Source organism: Polycladomyces abyssicola (assembly GCF_018326425.1).
GTDB classification, from domain to species: Bacteria; Bacillota; Bacilli; order Thermoactinomycetales; family JIR-001; genus Polycladomyces; species Polycladomyces abyssicola.
This window is the reverse complement of the sequence record NZ_AP024601.1, coordinates 3,064,847-3,082,394: the sequence shown is the minus strand read 5'-3', so window position 1 is coordinate 3,082,394 and position 17,548 is coordinate 3,064,847. Positions and strand designations below refer to the sequence as shown.

Here is a 17,548-nt window from a genome sequence, read left to right as displayed (position 1 = left end):
GCGGCTGTATGTAGCAATCCGGGAGCGAAAGAGTATCGCGCATCCGGAATCGGGATCAGTTAGCGGATCGGTTTGAGCAGCTTAGCAGTTCTTCCTCGTCGGGCGCAGGGTCACCAGCTGTGAAAACAAGGCTGGTGATGGGTTCCGGAAACGCCCTGGCAGCCCAGAGGAAACCATGTTGCCCGGCATTCCGTCGAAGGAGGAAGAGGGATATGCATTTCCAGTTCACATCCGAACAAAATATGTTGCGCCAGATGGTACGGGAATTTGCCCAAACCGAAATCCTGCCCATGGTTCAGGAAATGGATGAACAAGACACGTTTCCTCGCAAGATCGTGGACAAAATGGCGGAATTGGGGCTGATGGGGATTCCGATTCCGGAAGAGTGGGGCGGTGCCGGCGCCGATTTCATCTCCTACATTTTGGCCTTGGAGGAAATCTCCAAGGTGAGTGCTTCCGTCGGTGTCATTCTGGCCGTACACACCTCAGTGGGAACGATGCCGATCCTGCGCTATGGTAACGAAGAGCAAAAGAAAACCTATGTTACACGGTTGGCACGTGGCGAATACCTGGGGGCGTTTGCGCTGACGGAGCCCTCGGCCGGTTCCGATGCCGCCCGGATTCGCACGACGGCGCGCCGGGTTGGTGACAAATATGTCCTGAACGGCAGCAAGGTGTTCATCACTAACGCAGGTGAGGCGGATGTGTACGTCACGTTTGCCGTGACCGATTCGGACAAGGGAACCAAAGGTATATCCGCGTTTATCGTGGAGAAAGACACACCCGGATTCTCGGTTGGCAAAAAAGAAAGAAAGATGGGGTTGAACGGCTCCAACACGTCCGAGCTGATCTTTGACAATGCGGAAGTCCCCGCATCCAACCTGCTGGGAAAGGAAGGGCAGGGTTACGAAATCGCGCTGTCCAATCTGGCGGGGGGACGGATCGGGATCGGGGCACAGGCGTTGGGTATCGCCACAGGGGCCTACGAGCACGCATTGGCGTATGCAAAGGAACGAGTGCAGTTCGGCCAACCGATCGCCAAACTTCAGGCGATTCAGTTCAAGCTGGCGGATATGGCCACCGCCATTGAGGCGGCCCGATTGTTGATCTACCGGGCTGCGTATCTGCGTCAACAGGGACACCCTTGCAAACGGGAAGCGTCAATGGCCAAACTGTTTGCAACCGATACGGCCATGAAAGTTACTACGGAAGCGATCCAGGTGTTCGGCGGGTACGGGTACACACGGGAGTATCCGGTGGAGCGGTTGTTCCGGGATGCCAAAGTGACGCAGATCTATGAAGGCACCAACGAGATTCAACGCCTCGTCATCGCATCGACGTTGTTGGAGGACTAGAATGTGTCTGGTTATATCCGTAATGGGGCAATGTTTTCCCAGGCGAGCGACAAGACCTAAGCCCGGCCAAGCGGAACGGTTATGATCTGCTTCCTTGTAAAGGAAAGACGGAGCAAGCCAGGAAAGCAATGCGAACAGTATTCACCAGACACTCCCTTGCGGGATGCGGGATCAGAAAGAGACGGAGTGGAGAGAAACCGATGAACGGACCTGTCATCCCGCAACGGGATATCAATGAGGGAAGCGGGGGAGAGCGCATGGATTTTCAGCTGAGCGAAGAGCATGTGATGATGCAGAAGATGGTGCGGGAGTTTGCATTGAAGGAAGTGGCGCCGACGGCAGCTGAGCGGGACGAACAAGAGAGATTTGACCGTACTATTTTCGACAAGATGGCCGAGCTGGGTTTGACGGGAATCCCGTGGCCGGAGGAAGTGGGAGGGGGTGGAGCTGATTTCCTCAGTTACGTGATTGCCGTGGAGGAACTTTCACGCGTGTGCGCTTCCACCGGTGTCACGCTGTCCGCCCACATTTCGCTGGCCAGCTGGCCCATCTTCACATTCGGCACCGATGAGCAGAAAGAACGGTTTTTGCGTCCGCTGGCGGAGGGAACGAAAATCGGCGCGTACGGCCTGACCGAACCCGGTTCCGGGTCGGATGCCGCAGGGATGAAGACGACCGCTGTGCGCGACGGGGACGAATATGTGTTGAATGGGAGCAAGATTTTCATCACCAACGGAGGAGAAGCCGAAATCTATGTCGTGTTTGCGGTGACCGACCCCACCAAGAAGCACCAAGGCATCACAGCCTTCATCGTGGAAAAGGGGACTCCGGGGTTTTCCTTCGGCAAAAAAGAAAAAAAATTGGGCATTCGCTCCTCCCCCACACTGGAGATTCTCTTTGACAACTGCCGGATTCCGGTGGAAAACCGTCTGGGGGAAGAAGGGGAAGGTTTCAAAATCGCCATGAAAACGTTGGACGGCGGGCGCAACGGCATCGCCGCCCAAGCAGTCGGGATCGCTCAGGGAGCGTTGGATGCCGCGCTGGCGTATGCCAAGGAACGGGTGCAATTTGGTCAGCCGATCGCCAAATTGCAAGCGATTCAATTCAAGTTGGCGGATATGGCCACCAAAATCGAGGCGGCGCGTCTGCTCACCTATCAGGCGGCATGGTTGGAGTCCCAGGGGCTTCCTTACGGAAAGGCATCGGCGATGGCCAAAATGTTTGCTGCTGATGTGGCGATGGAAGTGACCACTGAGGCGGTGCAGGTGTTCGGCGGATACGGGTATACGCGGGAGTATCCGGTGGAGCGCATGATGCGCGATGCGAAGATCACGCAAATCTATGAGGGCACCAACGAAATACAACGAGTGGTCATCGCCAATCACCTGCTGAAATCCTAAAGGGTGGTGGCCATGAACGCGTGGGTGCGGGACATCCGGCAGAGAAACCGGCGAGCGATCGCCAGAGCCATCACCTGTCTGGAGAGTGGTGAGGAACAGCAACGGACGGCATTGTTGGAAGCCCTCTATCCGCACACCGGCCGGGCTTGGGTGATCGGGTGGACCGGTCCGCCTGGGGCGGGCAAAAGTACGCTGACCGATCGGATGATTCGCCATTTACGCGAACAGGGATGGACCGTGGGTGTGATCGCAGTGGACCCCACCAGCCCGTTTACCGGCGGAGCGCTTTTGGGCGACCGTGTGCGGATGACCGCCCACGCACTGGACGAGGGTGTTTTTATCCGGAGCATGGGATCGCGCGGCAGTCTGGGCGGGTTGTCCCGAGCAACGGGGGAAGCGGTTCGGGTGTTGGATGCGGCCGGTTACGATGTGATTTTCGTGGAAACCGTCGGAGTGGGGCAGTCCGAGGTGGACATCATGCATATGGCGGATACCGTGGCGTTGGTCGTCACGCCCGGGGCGGGTGACACGATCCAAGTGTTCAAAGCAGGCATCATGGAAATCGCCGACCTGTTCGTAGTGAACAAAGCGGATCTGGACGGCGCCCGCAAACTGATCGCCCAACTGGAAGAGATGCTGGACATCGCCAAGCATGATCACGCTTGGCGCCCGCCCATCGTACCCACGGTATCGACACGGGGACAGGGGATGGATCTGTTGTGGGAAGCGCTGACAGCACACCGGGATTTCCTCGAACAATCCGGTGAATGGAATCGACGCCGTCTTCGCCGTTTGCGTCGGGAGGTGCTGGCCATCATGGAGCAACGTTTGCATCGGGAGCTTCAGTCTTGGTTATCCCGTCCCGAGGCTGCAACCGATCTGGACCGCGTCGAACGAAGGGAAATCGGACCGCATCAGGTGGCGGATCAGTGGTGGAGTCGTATACGAGGCAAGCGCGATGGAGGAGATCATTCCGAATAAAGGAGGGGTGCGGATGCCGCAGCATCGCAAACCGATCCCTTCCGAGATCAAGAACCCCAAGCTGGTAGAAGAGCGGCGGCGGCAAATCATTCGCGGTGCGGTGGATTTGTTTGTCCGAAAGGGATTCCACAAGACGACCACACGCGAAATCGCACGGGAATGCGGCTTCAGCATCGGTACGATGTACGAATACATTCAAACCAAAGAAGACGTATTATACCTGGTGTGCGACGACATCCACACTGAGCTGGAAAAACGGCTGAAAGAAGCGGTGGATGAGGAAGCCACCGGGAGGGACAATCTGGTGCGTGCCGTGGCTCATCACTTTCGCGTGATGGACGAAATGAGTGACTATGTGCTGTTGATCTATCAGGAAACCAAATCATTGCCCAAGGAAGCACTTCGCTACGTCTTGCAAAAAGAAGAAGAGATTACGTCCCTGTTTGAACGGATATTGGAGAAGGGAATCGCCGACGGGACTCTTCATCTGGAGCCTTCCTCGGTCAAACTGATGGCCCAGCAGATCATGGTGATGGGGCAAATGTGGACGTTTCGCCGGTGGGCACTCCGAAAGTATTACAACTTGGAAGAATACATCCGCTTGCAGACAGCGTTGTTGCTGAGGGGGTTGACAACACCGACAGGAGGTGATTGCCATGACGGCAACCGAGGTTTACCGTCCCAGACATGCGGTGCGGTTCGTGACGGCGGCCAGTCTGTTTGACGGGCATGACGCTTCCATCAACCTGTTCCGCCGTCTGTTGCAGGCATCCGGTGTGGAAGTGATCCACCTGGGGCACAACCGTTCGGTGGATGAAATCGTGAGGGCGGCAATTCAGGAGGATGTGCAGGGCATTGCCGTTTCCTCTTATCAAGGCGGGCATATGGAGTTTTTCAAGTATATGATCGATCTGCTCAAAGAACGGGGAGCGGAACACATCCGCGTGTTCGGCGGCGGCGGAGGTGTGATCGTTCCCAGCGAAATCCGGGAGTTGGAAGCGTACGGCGTGGCCAAGATCTTCTCCCCTGACGACGGGATGAAAATGGGGTTGCAAGGCATCATCAACCACATGGTGAAGGAATGCGACTTCCCCACCGTGGAGCAGGTGACATGGGAATTGGAAAAACTGCCGGAAGCCGATCCGCGTGCCATTGCCCGCCTGATAACCTTGGCCGAACATGTGGCGGAGGATCGGGAAGGACGTGAGGCGGTGGCGTCCACACTGGCGGAATTGACAGAGTCCGCTGCCGAGGTCGGGTTTGTTCCGGTGGTGGGCATCACCGGAACCGGAGGTGCCGGGAAAAGTTCACTCACTGACGAGTTGGTGCGACGGTTCCTGGAAGATTTCCCGGGAAAAAAAGTGGCCGTACTCTCCATCGACCCGTCCAAACAACGCACAGGAGGTGCATTACTCGGTGACCGCATTCGCATGAACGCGGTACACCACCCGCGTGTGTACATGCGGAGCTTGGCAACGCGGCGCAACCGGTCTGAGCTCAGTGCGGCCACCCGCGACGCAATCGCCATCGTCAAACGGGCGGGATACGACCTGGTGATCGTGGAAACAAGCGGGATCGGTCAAGGGGATGCGGACATTACGCAAGTAAGCGATCTGTCTCTGTATGTGATGACGTCAGAGTTTGGCGCACCGTCCCAATTGGAAAAAATCGAGATGCTGGATTACGCCGACTTGATCGCCATCAACAAATTCGACCGCAAAGGATCGGAAGACGCGTTGCGCGACGTAAAGAAACAATGGCGTCGCAATCACAGGCAATTTGATTTGCCGGATGAGAAAATCCCGGTTTACGGCACCATGGCCAGTCGGTTCAACGATCCGGGCACCAATGTGTTGTACCGGGCTCTCATCGACAAGCTGAACGAGAAGTTCGATCTCGGCTGGGAATCCTCCATGGACGTGACGGGACAACAAGTGGAAGTCCGCCACATCATCCCGCCGGAGAGGACGCATTATCTGCGGGATATCGCCAACACGGTGCGAAATTATCGCAAATGGGTGGAGGAACAGACGGAACTCGCCCGTCGGTTGTTCCAACTGCATGGCGCCCGCGAGTGGCTGGCGAAGGAAACGACGTCGGAAGCTCCGCTGAAACCGTTGGATGAGGCAATCCGGAAAATCGAGGAACAACTGGACCCCTATTGCAAAAAACTGATCGAAGAGTGGCCGAAGGTCAAGGAAATGTACCGGCAGGATGAATTCGTGTTCAAAGTGCGGGACCGGGAGGTCCGCATGCCGTTGTACCACGAGACGCTGGCCGGGAGCAAAATTCCGAAGATCGCCCTTCCCCGTTACGAGGATTGGGGGGAAATCCTGCGCTGGTGTCTGCTTGAGAACGTGCCGGGACGTTTCCCCTACACCGCGGGCGTTTTCCCGCTGAAACGGACGGACGAGGACCCCAAACGGCAATTCGCGGGGGAAGGGACACCGCAACGGACCAACCGCCGATTCCACTACTTGTCGAAAAATGATCCGGCCAAACGGTTGTCCACCGCGTTTGACAGCGTCACCCTGTACGGCGAAGACCCGGACGAGCGGCCGGATATTTACGGTAAAATCGGGGAGTCCGGGGTGAGCATCTGCACGTTGGACGACATGAAGGAACTGTACAAGGGATTCGACCTGTGTTCACCCAATACCAGCGTCTCGATGACGATCAACGGGCCGGCTCCGATCATTCTGGCGATGTATTTCAATACGGCTATTGATCAGCAGGTGGAAAAATTCCGCGAAGCGCACGGTCGCGAACCTTCCGCAGAGGAATATGAATCGATCAAGGCAAAGACGCTGCAATCGGTGCGCGGAACGGTGCAGGCGGACATTCTGAAAGAGGACCAGGGGCAAAACACCTGCATTTTCTCCACGGAGTTCGCGCTGAAGATGATGGGGGACATCCAGGAGTATTTCATCCAAAACCGCGTGCGCAACTACTACTCCGTCAGCATCAGCGGATACCACATCGCCGAGGCCGGCGCCAATCCGATCACCCAGTTGGCGTTTACGCTGGCAAACGCGTTCACCTACGTGGAATATTACCGCAGCCGCGGCATGAATGTGGATGACTTCGCCCCCAACCTGTCATTCTTCTTCAGCAACGGGCTGGATGCGGAGTATTCGGTGATCGGCCGGGTGGCCCGTCGTATCTGGGCGGTGGTGATGAAACGGTTGTACGGAGCAAACGAACGCAGCCAAAAGTTGAAATACCACATTCAAACTTCGGGCCGTTCCCTGCACGCACAGGAAATCGATTTCAATGACATCCGCACCACATTGCAGGCGCTCATGGCCATCTACGATCAATGCAACTCCCTGCACACCAACGCTTACGACGAGGCGATCACCACGCCGACCGAAGAATCGGTCCGCCGGGCGATGGCGATCCAGCTCATCATCACCAAGGAGTTGGGATTGGCCAAAAACGAAAATCCGTTGCAAGGATCGTTCATCATCGAAGAGCTGACCGATTTGGTGGAAGAGGCCGTGTTGGCCGAATTTGAGCGGATCTCTGACCGGGGCGGCGTCCTGGGAGCGATGGAGACGCAGTATCAGCGGAGCAAAATCCAGGAGGAGTCCCTCTACTACGAAACCAAAAAGCATTCCGGCGAACTGCCGATCATCGGTGTCAACACGTTCCTCAACCCGAATCCGCCGGAAGAGCCGGAATTGGAACTGACCCGCGCCACACCGGAAGAAAAGGAATCACAAATCCGCCGCTTGCGCGAATTCCATGAACGGCACAAAGATGTGGCCCCTGCCGCTCTCGCCCGTCTAAAGCAGGTAGCAAGAGAAAACGGCAACATCTTCGCCGAGTTGATGGAAACGGTGAAGGTGGCCAGCCTGGGGCAGATTACCGCAGCATTGTATGAGGTGGGAGGTCAATACCGGCGAAACATGTGAACCCTGGGAAAGAAAAAAAGGGAGCCGTTTTCACCATCCGGCAGTGTCAACCGGAGGTGAACAACGGCTCTATCACTGTTTGTCAGCGGATTCGCCTCCCGGAGGGGGAGGCATTCGTTCGCCATCCGACAGGAGGAGATGAGGAAAAACACGTCTGCTCAGCTAAAAGTGAATCAGCGGACCGGGTGATGGCGACTGATGACGGATCAGTCACTCGGAAGTGGATTTCCACTCATCGACAAGCGGCATGGCGGCTAATCCGGTCAAGAGAATGATGAGCGGAAATACCAACTGCTGCAACACGCTCCCCCTCCTCTGATATGGGGTGTGTGCAGAAATCATGATAGCGTGACAATGTTAACCCCCAGTCAAGACGGAATCAAGATTTCACAAAGTTGCAACCACCTTCCTGATTTTTTCCATTTTCAAGGGATCTCAGGTTGACTTCCCTTTTTGTTTGGTTAAAATAGACGTACGGACCAAGAACGTTGGCGGCTCAAGGACAATGCGTACGGAAGGAAGTGTCCAATGATGAGCGGGAAACTAGCTTCCTTGACACCCGAAGAAATCCGAGAGACGGCGATGGTCGATCTCGTTTACGAGTTGTTGTACGAAAAGGGCGAACCGATGCTGTACCGTGATCTTTATCAGGAAGTGGCCCGGTTGAAAGGGTTCACGGAAGAGGAGATGACGCGCTATATCGCGCAATTATACACCGAGATCAATATCGATGGCCGGTTTATCTGTGTTGGCAAAAGCTTGTGGGGTCTGAAAAAATGGTATCCCACCGAACAGGCCACCGATTCCGCCGTTCAGGCCAATGTGAAAGACGACTTTGACGAAGATCTGGAAGAGGATCTGTTTGAAGAGGAAGAGGATGAACTGTTCGACGACGAAAATCTGGATGAAGACGATGTTTTCGACGACGAGGAATATGAAGAACTTGATGAGGAAGAGGTAGAAGAAGCGGAGGAAGAAGACGAAGACCTGATATGAGGACCGGAAACGCCGGTCCCTTTTGCCGCCCATGCTGATCTTGGCTGTTGACAAAGCTTCCTCCAAAAAGGTAAACTACTTTCTGGGCTAATTGTTCGGATATAACCCGATACCGTGTAGTCGCGAATGTGAGAAGCGCCCCCTGATCAGGGTGGCGCTTTTTCTATTTTCCGTGAAAATGGGAATCCTGAGTGCATGGAGGGAAAGATCGATGACGACCAAATTCATCTTTGTCACCGGCGGTGTGGTTTCGTCACTGGGAAAAGGGATCACAGCGGCTTCTTTGGGCCGATTGCTCAAAAACCGCGGTCTGAAAGTGACGATTCAAAAATTTGACCCGTACATCAACGTGGACCCTGGGACGATGAGCCCGTATCAGCATGGCGAGGTATTTGTCACCGACGATGGGGCGGAAACAGATCTGGACCTGGGCCATTATGAACGGTTCATTGATATCAATTTATCCAAAAACAGCAACGTGACGACCGGAAAAATCTACTCTGCAGTAATCAACAAGGAACGGCGGGGGGATTATCTCGGGGGAACGGTGCAGGTGATTCCTCACATCACCAACGAGATCAAGGATCGGGTGTTTCGTGCGGCTCGGGAGACCCACCCGGACGTTGTGATCACGGAGATCGGCGGAACGGTGGGAGACATTGAGAGCCTGCCGTTTTTGGAGGCGATCCGCCAGATCAAAAGCGATGTGGGTCGGGAACACGTCATGTACATCCATTGCACATTGATTCCGATGTTGTCGGCCAGCGGGGAACTGAAGACCAAGCCGACCCAACACAGCGTCAAGGAATTGCGCAGTATCGGCATTCAGCCCAATGTCATCGTCTGTCGCACCGAGCATCCGCTGTCCGACGATTTGAAGAGGAAAATCGCTCTCTTTTGCGACATCGATCCTGAAGCGGTCATCGAAGCGAGAGACGCTGAAACGCTGTATGAGGTACCGCTGATGCTGCAGGCGGAAGGACTGGATGATATTGTCATCAAACATCTGGGGCTGAAGTGTGGCGAAGCGGACATGACCGAATGGATCGCACTGGTCAACAAGGTGAAAAACCTCTCCCATGTCACCAAAATTGCGATTGTCGGCAAGTACGTGGCGCTGCACGATGCCTACATGAGCGTGGTGGAAGCCCTGCGTCACGCCGGCTTCTATAATGATACCGACATTGACGTGATGTGGGTCAACTCCGAGGAAGTCAACGACCAAAACGTGGCCGAACTTCTCGGGGAAGCAGACGGAATCCTGGTGCCTGGTGGATTCGGCGATCGCGGTACGGAGGGGAAAATTATCGCCACCCGTTATGCACGGGAAAACAACATTCCGTTTTTGGGAATCTGTCTGGGCATGCAAATGGCTTGCGTGGAAGGGGCGCGCAACTTGTTGCAGCTGGAGGGGGCCAACAGCTCCGAGATCGATCCCGAAACACCCCATCCGATTATCGATCTGTTGCCGGAACAAAAAGAGATCGAAGATCTGGGCGGTACCATGCGGCTCGGGTTGTATCCCTGCAAACTGGCGCCCGATTCGCTGGCGCAAAAAGCGTACGGCAACGGTCTCGTTTACGAACGGCATCGCCACCGTTACGAGTTCAACAATGAATACCGCGAAGATCTGGAAAAAGTGGGCTTCCGATTCTCCGGCACCTCCCCGGATGGACGGTTAGTGGAAATCATCGAGCTGACCAACCATCCGTGGTTCGTGGCCACCCAGTTCCATCCGGAATTCCGTTCCCGCCCGAACCGGCCGCATCCGTTGTTCCGCGACTTTGTCCATGCCGCATTGAAGCTGAAACTGTCCCAGGTGGAAGTGTAACGGAATCAAGTGGATGGAAGGCGGGTTGTGTTGCGGGTGATTTCCTATAAAGCGAAGCGGACCGATTGATCAGATATAACCTCAACCACTTTGCAGTCTCAGGGCGCTAGATGCGCCCTTTTCATTTTTGTCCAAAATGTGAAAGGAAGTATTGCCAATCGCGGAGTATAACCCATATAATGACGATAGAATAATCTGATGATTTTAACTAATAGAGTAAATGTGAGCGTAAACATAACATGTATGCTTGGAGAAGGGAGAGGGGTAAAGTGAAACCGCAAGCGCAGTTCAAGGGTCAGGCGCGCACCAACAGAGAAGAGAGTGCACGCAAACACGTTTGGTCATTCTTTTGGATGATGGTGCTGACTGCGGCATCATTTATCGCCGTGGGAATGAAACTGCTTCCGATGGCGATCGTTGTTCCCTTGATCGTCTTTTTCGCTTGCACCCAAGTGGTTCTCCAACTATTCACCTTTATGCATATGGATCAGAAAGGACACGCCATCCCGATCATCTTTATCTCACTCGGAATTGTGATCGCCGTCGTCTCAGTCATTGGCTTGCAATTACTTTGAGTGTGGAGCCCAGGAAGGATTCCCCGCAAGACACCCTCATGCATTCTGACGTTCTGCTTCGGCAGAACTTTTTTCTCGCGCTTTTTTTGGATGTGGTCGGCAGGATTCGAATGATGCGGACACGAAATATTACGTATAACAATGAAATCGTTAGTGTGCAACTTGGGGCATCCCCGCGGATTCCGAGATGTCGGACTGGCCGGATCAATCCCGGGGTGTCCAACCATGTAAGGACTTGGACTTGAATGATTCCCAATTTTCCATCCATTATCGATGCCTTACCCGGGATAAGGGGGTGAACGGAAGGGAGTCATGGCAAACCAAGTCGACGTCAACACAAGGGTGCCGACACTGACGGATCGACTCCGGTGGACACGGAATGCTGGAGGCCCATGAGCATGGAGAAGGAAAAGGAGGGACGGTAGTTGTCCAATCCGAATAAAAAGGTATTGGTGGTAGATGATCAATACGGCATACGGGTGCTGTTGAAAGAAGTGTTTGCGCGCGACGGCTTTTCCATCTTCCAAGCCGCTGATGGCAAAGCGGCTTTGGAAATCATTCAGAGTGAGCGTCCGGACCTTATATTGTTGGACATGAAAATGCCAGGTATGGATGGCATCGAACTCTTGCGTCAACTGCGCCCGATCCATCCCACAGCCAAAGTGATCATGATGACTGCCTACGGCGAGTTGGATGTGGTTGCAGAAGCTTCCAAATTGGGAGCGCTTGCTCACTTTACCAAGCCGTTCGATATCGAAGAGCTTCGTTCAGAGGTGATTAAACAGTTGGCGTCTTGACAATCCAGACGGCTGGATCACCAAGACACTCTCCTTTGGTGGCTGCGGGCTTTCAGTGGTGGGAAAACGGGTGAATCAGCCGGGGATCCCCTTCTTTAAAATGGCAGAAGGGATGAAAGGCGCCTTTTTTTTGGCCGGATCTGAGAGGGGGGCACAACATGAATAAAATCACGGCAACGATACGTGTGCGGATGTCACAAGCGGATGCGCATTATAGCGGAAATCTGGTAGACGGTGCCCGGATCTTGGCTTTGTTTGGTGATGTGGCGACCGAACTGTTGATCCGTCATGACGGGGATGAAGGTCTGTTTGTGGCGTATGAGTCCGTCGAGTTTTTGGCTCCCGTTTATGCCGGAGATTTCATCGAAGCAGTGGGAACGATCGAGAAAGTGGGTAACACATCCCGCAAAATGACCTTCACCGCTTACAAAGTGATTGAGGCCAACATCGATCCAGCAGTACCTTCCGCTGCGCGGATACTGACGGAGCCGTTGGTAGTAACCAGAGCCGCAGGTACTTGCGTCGTACCAAAAGATCGTCAGCGCGGGGGGCTGTGACATGGACAAACTGATGATCACTGCCGCACTGGTGGGAGCGGAAGTAACCCGCGAAAATACGCCGCATCTGCCTGTCACACCAGAAGAAATCGGCATCGCGGCAGCTGAAGCACATGCCGCGGGAGCCGCGATCGCGCATATCCATGTACGTAATGCGGAGGGTAGGCCCAGTCAGAATAGGGAGTTGTATCGTCAGGCCATTGAGGAAATCCGCAAGCGTTGCGACATCATAGTGCAGGTGTCGACTGGTGGGGCTGTGGGGATGAGTGCGGAGGAGCGGCTGCAACCGGTCACGCTGGCGCCGGAAATGGCCACTTTGACGACGGGTACTGTCAATTTCGGACGGGATGTGTTTTTCAACCCGCCGGAAATGGTGGAGCAATTCGCGGAAACGATGCAGCAATATGGAGTACGCCCAGAGTTCGAGATTTTCGATGTGGGAATGATTGCCAATGCACAGCGGTTGGTAAAAAAAGGACTGGTCACGGGTCATCTTCATTTTGATTTCGTCATGGGTGTACCGGGGGGCATTCCGGCTACGGCTGAACATCTTCTGCACATGGTCCGCCAACTGCCGGAAGGGGCGACATGGACTGTTGCCGGTATTGGCAGAGCGCAATTGCCCATGTCGGTGTTGGGGATTGTATTGGGTGGGCATGTTCGTGTCGGTTTGGAAGATAATATTTATTACCGAAAGGGTGAGTTGGCGACGAACGCCCAGTTGGTGGCGCGTGTGGTACGCATCGCTCAAGAGTTGGGGCGGGAGATCGCCACGCCCGATGAGGCGCGGGCAAAACTGGGGATTCGTCGTTGACGGGAATCCCCTTTTTCTGTCGGGAATGTTATAATGGCAGAGGAATATCAAGGAAACAGACAGAGGAGGATCACTATGCCGCTCGTACCTATGACAGAATTTTTGCCTCGCGCGAAACGGGAAGGTTTTGCTGTTGGGCAATTCAACATGAACAACTTGGAGTTTACGCAAGCCATCATCCAAGCAGCCAAAGAAGAGCGTTCTCCGCTTATTTTCGGCGCCAGTGAAGGAGCCATCAAATACATGGGTCTGAAAAACGTGGTGGCGCTTGCTCGGGTGGCCGCGGAGGAAGCGGGTGTTCCGGTTGCGCTGCACTTGGATCACGGCAGCAGTTTTGAAATGGTGATGAAATGTATCCAAGCCGGCTTCTCGTCCGTGATGTTCGATGGTTCCCACTATCCGCTGGAAGAGAACATCCGCCTGACCAAAGAAGTGGTGAAAGCGGCCCATGCCGTCGGGGTTTCCGTAGAAGGCGAGCTGGGTACGATCGGTGGGGTGGAAGACGATCTGAGCGTTGATGAAGAAGATGCGCAACTGGCCAACCCTGACGACGCCATCCGCTTCTGGGAAGAGACAAAAGTGGATGCGATGGCGATCGCTGTGGGTACGGCACATGGAATGTACAAAGGGGAACCGAAAATCCGCTTCGACATCATTGAGAAAGTGAGCAAAAACATCGAGGCACCGATTGTGCTCCACGGCGGTTCCGGTGTGCCGGACGAGTCGATCCGCAAGGCGATTTCGCTCGGTGTCGGCAAAATCAACGTCAATACCGAGAACCAGGTGGCGTGTACCAACACCATCCGGGAAATCCTGAACGCCAAACCGGACTTGATCGATCCGCGGAAATACCTCGGACCGGCTCGCGACGCGATGGTCGAGGTCGTCCGCAGCAAAATCCGCCTGTTCGGCAGCGCGGGCAAAGCCTGATGGGTGAGGTCGTTGTCATTTCGATGACACAAGGAGATGAGTGTGGTGAAATTTTTCATTGACTCGGCCAATGTGGACGAAATCCGTGAAGCTGCTTCATGGGGGATCGTGTCCGGTGTGACGACCAACCCCAGTCTGGTGGCCAAGGAAGGACGCGATTTCGTCGAAGTGCTCAAAGAAATCCTGCAGATCGTCGACGGTCCTGTCAGTGCAGAAGTGCTGAGTTTGGATGCTGAGGGGATGATCCGGGAAGGAGAGCCGTTGGCCGCGTTGTCCGATCGGATTAATATTAAAGTACCGATGACGACGGAAGGACTGAAGGCAGTCCATCACTTTGCCAAAAAGGGGATTCCGACCAATGTCACGTTGGTGTTCTCGGCCAACCAAGCTCTGATGGCTGCCAGGGCGGGAGCGACATATGTCAGTCCGTTTATCGGTCGATTGGACGACATCAATCATGACGGTAGTCAACTGATCGGGCAAATCGCTGAGATTTTCGATCTTCACGGGATCGAAACCCAAATCATTGCTGCCAGTATCCGTAATCCTGTGCATGTCACGCAAGCTGCCCAAAGCGGTGCGCACATTGCCACCATGCCGTTCAAAGTGATGCAGCAGTTGGCCAAACATCCGCTCACCGATCAGGGAATCGAGCGGTTCCTGGCGGATTGGGAAAAAGCGAAGCAACATCAAAAGGCTTGATCGTCTGGTCGATTGGATGCAACGATGTCCGGCGGTACAGCGATGCTGACCGCCGGAGCCTTTTTCAAGACGGAGGAGTTTTTCCCATGGTGTTACGAGCGAGAGGCTGGTCTCCCCGTAGATCGGATTAAAAAGGACGGATGCTGATGAAAACCTTGAAAATCAAAGGCGGACGTCCGCTGATCGGCCGCGTGCAAATCGGCGGGGCGAAGAACAGCGCGGTGGCCGTCATACCGGCGACGGTACTTGCGGAGTCCGGTTGCGAGATCGAGAATTTGCCCGAGATTCGCGATGTAGATGTATATGCCGAAATATTGCGTGATCTCGGTGCCATTGTGACGAAGGATGGAAGGTGCTTGTCCGTCGATCCGAGTCGGTTGTCACCCGTACCGTTACCGGACAACAAGGTAAAAAAGTTGCGGGCTTCCTACTATCTGATCGGGGCTTTGCTCGGCCGATTCGGAGAAGTTTCAATCGGTCTGCCTGGCGGATGCGATCTCGGCCCGCGCCCCATTGATCAACATATCAAGGGATTTAAGGCGTTGGGAGCGACCGTGCGACAGTCGGGGGGAATTCTGCATGTCCATGCCTCGGAGTTGACGGGTGCCCGTATCTTTTTGGACGTCGTCAGTGTCGGGGCAACGATCAATATTATGTTGGCCGCTGTCCGGGCAAGGGGTCTTACGGTGATCGAAAATGCGGCCAAAGAGCCGGAAATCGTGGACATAGCTACCTTTTTGAACACCATGGGAGCACAGATTAAAGGAGCAGGAACGGACGTGATCCGCATTCGCGGTGTGTCACGTTTGAGAGGATGCCGTCACGCGATCATCCCTGATCGAATCGAAGCGGGTACATATTTGATCGCCGCTGCTGCCACGCGAGGCGAAGTGAGCGTCGAGCAGGTGATCCCCAAACATCTGGAGCCACTTACGGCCAAATTGCGGGAGACGGGCGTGCTAGTGCGGGAGGACGATGAAACCGTTTGGGTACAAGGCGGCAGCCGCTACCGGGCTGTTGACGTCAAAACAGCACCATATCCCGGTTTCCCCACCGACCTGCAACAACCTCTTACCACATTATTGACTCAAGCCGAAGGGGTCAGTGTGGTGACGGAAAACATTTATTCTGCCCGTTTCAAACAAGTGCCCGAATTGGCACGGATGGGTGCCCTGATCCGTGTCGCGGGAACGACGGCCATCGTGGAAGGTCCGACACCGTTGTACGGCACGTCCGTTACTGCCACCGACCTGCGGGCAGGCGCTTCGTTGGTGATTGCTGGACTGTTGGCAGAAGGAGAAACAGAAATTGCCGGAGTGGGATACATCGATAGAGGATATGAGCGGCTGGAGGAGAAATTAAGATCGTTGGGAGCGGAGATTTGGCGGTCGTAAGAAGCAAGATAGTAAAAAGCTGTCATCTCCATACTTTGTCAAACCCCTTGACGCCTCCAATTTCTGTCCATTTTTCATCCTGTTCTTCGCACTTCCGCAAAAATAGTGTAACATATAAAATGAATTGTGCTACCTTATACCGATGAAGGCACCCATAGGAACGGATCAATCAGTATCGGAGTGATCCGCCGTTGCGGAAAGCGTATTCACCGCAGCACGGGATGAAGAATGGATCAGGGGGTTGACAGGATGGAGCGCAGTTTGACGATGGAATTGGTGCGCGTGACGGAAGCGGCGGCCATCGCCAGTGGACGTTGGATGGGATTTGGGAAAAAGGATGAAGCGGATGAAGCGGCGACGTCTGCGATGCGAAAGGTGTTCGACACGATCCCGATGCGTGGCACGGTCGTGATCGGTGAAGGCGAAATGGACGAGGCGCCGATGTTGTATATCGGGGAACGATTGGGTCTCGGTTACTTGCCGGAAGTGGATGTGGCCGTCGACCCTCTGGAAGGGACCAACATCGTCGCCAAGGGTTTGTGGAACGCGTTGTCCGTCGTAGCGGTGGCCAATCGCGGTGATTTGCTGCATGCCCCGGACATGTACATGCAAAAAATCGCCGTCGGTCCGGCGGCAGTGGGGAAAGTGGACATCGACGCGCCGGTGGAGGACAACCTGAAAGCGGTGGCTCAGGCATTGGGCAAAGACATGGAAGATTTGGTGGCCGTGATCCTGGACCGGCCGCGCCATGCCAAGCTGATCGAGGAGGTACGGCGTGCGGGGGCACGGATCAAGCTGATCTCCGACGGAGATGTGGCTGCGGCTATCAATACGGCATTCCCCGACACCGGTGTGGATATCCTGTTCGGTTCAGGGGGGGCGCCTGAAGGCGTATTGGCGGCAGTCGCGCTGAAATGCCTGGGCGGCGAGATTCAGGGACGGTTGTTGCCGGAAAATGAGGAGCAATTGGAACGGTGCAAGAAGATGGGCATCGAAGATCCGAACAAAGTATTGCGGCTCGATGATATGGTAAAGGGGGACGACGCAATTTTTGCCGCCACGGGTGTCACCGACGGAGAACTGTTGCGCGGCGTCCGCTACAAAGGCACCACCGCGACGACCCACTCGTTGGTCATGCGGGCCAAAACGGGTACGGTCCGGTTCATCGAGGCCAAACACCGATTGGAGAAAAAGCCGAACTTTGTTGTAGAATAAACGATTGAAGATCCCCTCTGGATTTAGTCAGAGGAGTACGTCACAATAGAAAGATAGAATAGTCCTCCATCTATCCGGTTATGA

Annotated in this window: 15 protein-coding genes; all 15 read left to right on the top strand. The window is 54.8% G+C overall.

All coding sequences use genetic code 11. From position 1 onward, the window contains the following. Positions 1 to 212: 212 nt before the first annotated feature. Complete coding sequence (locus KI215_RS15290) at positions 213 to 1,355, top strand: acyl-CoA dehydrogenase (protein ID WP_212773538.1); 1,143 nt, start codon at positions 213 to 215, stop codon at positions 1,353 to 1,355. 257 nt (positions 1,356 to 1,612) lie between these two features. Continuing rightward, positions 1,613 to 2,755: an acyl-CoA dehydrogenase gene (locus KI215_RS15285; RefSeq protein ID WP_212775237.1), complete on the top strand. Its 1,143-nt coding sequence runs from the start codon at positions 1,613 to 1,615 to the stop codon at positions 2,753 to 2,755. Positions 2,756 to 2,767: 12 nt separating this feature from the next. Further along, entirely contained in the window at positions 2,768 to 3,736 is a 969-nt protein-coding gene (meaB, locus tag KI215_RS15280) for a methylmalonyl Co-A mutase-associated GTPase MeaB (RefSeq protein ID WP_212773537.1), read from the top strand. Positions 3,737 to 3,749: 13 nt separating this feature from the next. Beyond that, positions 3,750 to 4,460, top strand: coding sequence for a TetR/AcrR family transcriptional regulator (locus KI215_RS15275; RefSeq protein ID WP_212773536.1), 711 nt, complete (start codon positions 3,750 to 3,752; stop codon positions 4,458 to 4,460). Next, entirely contained in the window at positions 4,393 to 7,653 is a 3,261-nt protein-coding gene (gene icmF, locus KI215_RS15270; RefSeq protein ID WP_212773535.1) for a fused isobutyryl-CoA mutase/GTPase IcmF, read from the top strand. Before KI215_RS15275 ends, icmF begins: the two co-directional genes overlap by 68 nt. Positions 7,654 to 8,184: 531 nt before the next feature. Continuing rightward, on the top strand, positions 8,185 to 8,649 hold the full coding sequence (rpoE, locus tag KI215_RS15265) for a DNA-directed RNA polymerase subunit delta (protein WP_212773534.1): 465 nt from the start codon (positions 8,185 to 8,187) through the stop codon (positions 8,647 to 8,649). 211 nt (positions 8,650 to 8,860) lie between these two features. Next, positions 8,861 to 10,480: a CTP synthase gene (locus tag KI215_RS15260; protein WP_212773533.1), complete on the top strand. Its 1,620-nt coding sequence runs from the start codon at positions 8,861 to 8,863 to the stop codon at positions 10,478 to 10,480. A 269-nt stretch (positions 10,481 to 10,749) separates the two neighbouring features. Further along, positions 10,750 to 11,055 carry a cytochrome C oxidase subunit IV family protein gene (locus KI215_RS15255; RefSeq protein WP_212773532.1) on the top strand — a complete coding sequence of 102 codons (306 nt, stop codon included), beginning with the start codon at positions 10,750 to 10,752 and terminating at the stop codon, positions 11,053 to 11,055. A gap of 425 nt (positions 11,056 to 11,480) precedes the next feature. Then, positions 11,481 to 11,852, top strand: a complete 372-nt coding sequence (locus KI215_RS15250) for a response regulator (protein ID WP_212773531.1) — start codon at positions 11,481 to 11,483, stop codon at positions 11,850 to 11,852. Positions 11,853 to 12,010: 158 nt separating this feature from the next. After that, positions 12,011 to 12,409 carry a 3-aminobutyryl-CoA ammonia lyase gene (kal, locus tag KI215_RS15245; protein ID WP_212773530.1) on the top strand — a complete coding sequence of 133 codons (399 nt, stop codon included), beginning with the start codon at positions 12,011 to 12,013 and terminating at the stop codon, positions 12,407 to 12,409. 1 nt (position 12,410) lies between these two features. Then, on the top strand, positions 12,411 to 13,223 hold the full coding sequence (gene kce, locus KI215_RS15240; RefSeq protein ID WP_212773529.1) for a 3-keto-5-aminohexanoate cleavage enzyme: 813 nt from the start codon (positions 12,411 to 12,413) through the stop codon (positions 13,221 to 13,223). 75 nt (positions 13,224 to 13,298) lie between these two features. Next, entirely contained in the window at positions 13,299 to 14,153 is an 855-nt protein-coding gene (locus tag KI215_RS15235; RefSeq protein WP_212773528.1) for a class II fructose-1,6-bisphosphate aldolase, read from the top strand. A gap of 45 nt (positions 14,154 to 14,198) precedes the next feature. Next, complete coding sequence (fsa, locus tag KI215_RS15230) at positions 14,199 to 14,855, top strand: fructose-6-phosphate aldolase (RefSeq protein WP_212773527.1); 657 nt, start codon at positions 14,199 to 14,201, stop codon at positions 14,853 to 14,855. A gap of 146 nt (positions 14,856 to 15,001) precedes the next feature. Then, positions 15,002 to 16,249: a UDP-N-acetylglucosamine 1-carboxyvinyltransferase gene (locus KI215_RS15225; protein WP_212773526.1), complete on the top strand. Its 1,248-nt coding sequence runs from the start codon at positions 15,002 to 15,004 to the stop codon at positions 16,247 to 16,249. Positions 16,250 to 16,498: 249 nt separating this feature from the next. Continuing rightward, complete coding sequence (glpX, locus tag KI215_RS15220) at positions 16,499 to 17,464, top strand: class II fructose-bisphosphatase (protein WP_212773524.1); 966 nt, start codon at positions 16,499 to 16,501, stop codon at positions 17,462 to 17,464. Positions 17,465 to 17,548: the final 84 nt, after the last annotated feature.